The 3,719-nt window shown below is 51.3% G+C and carries 5 protein-coding genes; all 5 read right to left on the bottom strand.

The genetic code is table 11. The features are described 5' to 3' along the window. A partial coding sequence (locus NW211_RS13655) for a hypothetical protein (RefSeq protein ID WP_258328246.1) occupies nt 1-190 on the bottom strand: 190 nt, incomplete at its 3' end. A gap of 120 nt (nt 191-310) precedes the next feature. Further along, a complete protein-coding gene (locus NW211_RS13660) occupies nt 311-544 on the bottom strand; it encodes a hypothetical protein (protein WP_005794012.1) in 234 nt (77 codons plus the stop codon). A 195-nt stretch (nt 545-739) separates the two neighbouring features. Beyond that, nucleotides 740-2,836, bottom strand: coding sequence for a type IA DNA topoisomerase (locus tag NW211_RS13665; RefSeq protein ID WP_258328247.1), 2,097 nt, complete (start codon nt 2,834-2,836; stop codon nt 740-742). A gap of 81 nt (nt 2,837-2,917) precedes the next feature. Next, nucleotides 2,918-3,172, bottom strand: coding sequence for a DUF4099 domain-containing protein (locus tag NW211_RS13670; RefSeq protein WP_005794016.1), 255 nt, complete (start codon nt 3,170-3,172; stop codon nt 2,918-2,920). 51 nt (nt 3,173-3,223) lie between these two features. Further along, on the bottom strand, nt 3,224-3,719 hold a 496-nt coding region (locus NW211_RS13675), incomplete at its 5' end, for a DUF3945 domain-containing protein (RefSeq protein WP_258328243.1).

Genomic DNA, 3,719 nt, shown 5'->3' on the forward strand with positions numbered 1-3,719 from the left:
CGGCTAATGCTTCCGGTAAGGCAAGGTTTTCGGGGAAAATACCGCAGCACGGCGAGGATGATTTTCTCCGAAACCACCTGTGGCCCGACCTTGCTGTCCGATAAGAAGCATTGGCCAACTTTGCCCTGTAGTTCATCGGTTTGCCAATGGCTGGTATTTTCTCTATCCCTTTCTTCATTATTATCCTCATACTTGAATCGTCCGCCTACAAAAAGAGCCGTCCGAGAAGGACAGCTCCCACAACCCATATTGCAATATGACTGCTTATATGATGTAAGTCGATGAGAAGACCTTTTCATTGCTTTAAGAGTTAGAAGACCAAGAAACTTAGTATGGCAAAGAGTATCAATGCCGCCATTACGATACAGGCAATCTTGTATATGAATCGGAAGAAGCCCGGGAAGCATACGATGGCTACCGCAGCCCATACGGGTGATACACCTCGTGTATAGAGATAGCTGAAACCTAATGCTGCTACTACGGCTAACAGTATCATACCTATCCACTTCATTCTCTTTCTTACGGTCGGGTCATTTGTTTTCATATCCTATATTATTTAGTGGGAACAGTCGTTCCCGATTTCGTGGGCTTGGATGTGAAACGCCTCCACCTGCAAGGTTTTCGGTAAAAATACCGCAGCCGTGCGAGGATGATTTTTGCCGAAACCGCTGCGGCACGACCTTGCGGGGTGGAATGAGGGCGGTTCACTACCTTTGCCTACGAATCGGGATGACTGACATCATCTTTTCTTACCTCTCTTCTTGTCGGGAAATGCCAGCGTTACATTGAACTCATCGTCAAAGGCTACGGCGGCATCGAAGGAGTTGCCTTTCTTGCCTTTGAATCCCTTGATCAGCTTGGTCGCTCCCGATGAGAGCAACTGCTCCAGATGCTGCTCGTTAAGCTCCTTGTTCAGCACCTTGCGGAATACAAGCAGACCGCAATCCGGATTGTCGCACTTGGCGACCTTCGGGCGTATCATCACTTTGCCTGTACCGCATTTAGGGCAAGGAAGGGAACGCTGTTTGGGTGCAGGGAACTTCAGTCCGAGTACCTCGCGTGTAACCTGCGAGGTGAAACTCTCGATGGAGTGCATAAAGGAGCGTGTCTCCAAAGTATGCTGCTCGATTTGAAGGAGCGTCTTCTCCCAACTGCCTGTCAGCTCCACATTGGCAACCTGCATATCCTTGACTGCCTCGTAGATATAGAGTCCCTTCTCAGTAGGTACAAGCGCTTTGCCTGAACGCTCGATGTAGTCGCGCTTGAAGAGTGTCGTGATGATGGCGGCTCGTGTGGCAGGCGTTCCGATACCCAGCTCCTTCATTGCCTCTTTTGCCTTCTCATCGGTGATGTTCCTGCCACAAGTCTCCATAGCGGCAAGGAGTGTCGCTTCGGTGTAGAGAGGTTTCGGAATTGTTTTACGCTGTGCCGTGCCATAGCCTGTAACGGGTATCTGCTCACCCTCGGCAAAGCGTGCCGTACCCTTGTTGGCTTCGGTCTCGTCCTTCTCGGCATCCTCCTTACGGGCAAAGACAGCACGCCAGCCCGGATTGACGATGGTAGTAGAGCGTGAACGGAACTTCATATCCTCGGCTGTCGCCTCCATTACCAATGACTCCTTCTCGCAGCGTGGCGAGAACGCTTCAAGCATACGCCCTGCAATCATTGTGTAGACAATCTGCTCGTGGGCGCTCAACTCCTCAGGCTCTATGCCTGTGATGATGAGTGCGTGGTGATCCGTTACCTTGTCATCATCGACACTACGCATATTCAGATGCTCGAAGTCGAAACGCTTGCCATACTCCTTGAACTCGGGTATAGTGGCAATCTTCCAAAGGGAATCATAGACCTGCTCCATCAAATCGTGCGAGATATATCTGCTACCCGTTCTCGGATATGAGATATACTTCTTCTCATAGAGAGCCTGTGCCACAGAAAGGGTCTTCTCCGCACTCATATCATGATGTGTGTTGCAGTCCTTCTGCAAAGTGGTAAGGTCGTAAAGTAACGGTGCCTGCTGGTAGGTACGCTTGCGCTCCACCTTCGTGATGAGTGCCGTTGAGTCGGGCGAGAATCGTGCGTGTGCCGCCTCTGCCTGCTCCTTGCTCTTGAAGTCCTCGATATGTGCGAACTGACGGAACTCGCCCAAGCGTTCAAGTGTGATATGCAGTTGCCAATAAGGTGTAGAAACAAAATCGCGGTTCTCCTTGTAGCGGCTGCATATCATCGCCAGCGTAGGAGTCTGCACTCGTCCGAGGGAGTTGTTGGGCATACCCGAAGCCAAAGCCAATGCACGGCTGGCATTCATACCCACGAGCCAATCAGCCTTTGCACGACAATCGGCAGCGTGGTATAGACTATCGTAAGCCTCGCCATCCTTGAGGTTGCTCATACCTGCACGGATAGCCTCGTCGGTGAGTGAGGAGATCCAAAGACGCTTGAAGGGCTTGGTATATCCGAGGTAGTGGTAGATGTATCGGAAGATAAGCTCACCCTCACGCCCTGTATCCGTAGCCACGATGATGCTGTCGCATTTGCTGAATACCTCGTCAATAACCTTGAGTTGCTTGGCGGCACCGATGTCCGTTACCATACCTCTGTCGGTCTTGATCTGTCTTACCACAAGCTGGAACGGTTCGGGGAGCATAGGCAAATCTTCATGTGAAGCCTTACCGTATCCGTATGCCGATGGCATGGCGAGGGAAACGAGGTGTCCCAAAGCCCAGGTAACGAGATAACCGTTGCCTGCCATATAACCATCCTTCTTCTCTGTTGCACCGATGACGCGGGCGATGTCCTGACCTACGCTCGGCTTTTCTGCTATAATTGCTATCATAATATTCTTGGAATTAAAGAAGCCGTCTCCCGTCCCGATTACGGTGCGGGAAACGGCTGTCAGGTTAGTAATGGAATCGTGTTACTGCGTGGGGTTGATACCGATGATTTCGAGCAGCGGAGAGTCGTTCTTGCGTACAAGCTGCAAAGTGGCATCCATCACCACATCTACACCGAGGAGTACGAGGCTCAGCGATACGACACCTGTCTTCTCGCCTCGGAGCAGTGTCTCAAGCTCTCCGGCCTGTTCGAGTTCATCCTTGAGGATACCGATTCCTGAAAGTTCGTCCCAGTTTACATCTTCCACCTTGAAAGGTGCTTTATTCTTATCGTTCATCTTAAAATTCATTTTAGAGTTATACATTGATTTGACTTGTCCGACTACGGATTAGATGCTCTGTCCCTTTGACTGACGCTTCTCCTGCTTCTCGGCTACCACATTGCGCTGTGAGGCGTTGCGGTTTCGGTCGGGATTCTCGTTATAGAAGTCGAGCTTGTTTTGGTTGGAGTTCAGCTTGACATACTGTGAGATACTCTTGCCATCGAAGCCCTTCATGCCCTCCACGAGTACCGACTTGCCGCTCTGAAGGTCGGCACGCTGCTGACCGGAGAGCTTGGCACCGAAGATCTCTTTCGGAATCTCGAACTTGGCACGCTCCTCAAAGCCGTCGGGAGTGCGTGAGTACATCAGTCGTCCCGTCTCAAGGTCTGCCTTGATGAACGAAGAGAACTCCTCGCCACGGTTGTTCACCATATCATTGAGGAAGATAGCTCGTCCCTCACGAAGGTCTTTCTGCTCCTCGGCGGTAAGTTTCACTCCGCCTATCTCCTTCGGGATATAGATTTCTCTTGCACCCTCGGGCGAGTCGGGGTTGTAGCGTGTG

The organism is Barnesiella sp. ET7 (assembly GCF_024733785.1).
In the GTDB taxonomy this organism is placed as follows: Bacteria; Bacteroidota; Bacteroidia; order Bacteroidales; family Barnesiellaceae; genus Barnesiella; species Barnesiella merdigallinarum.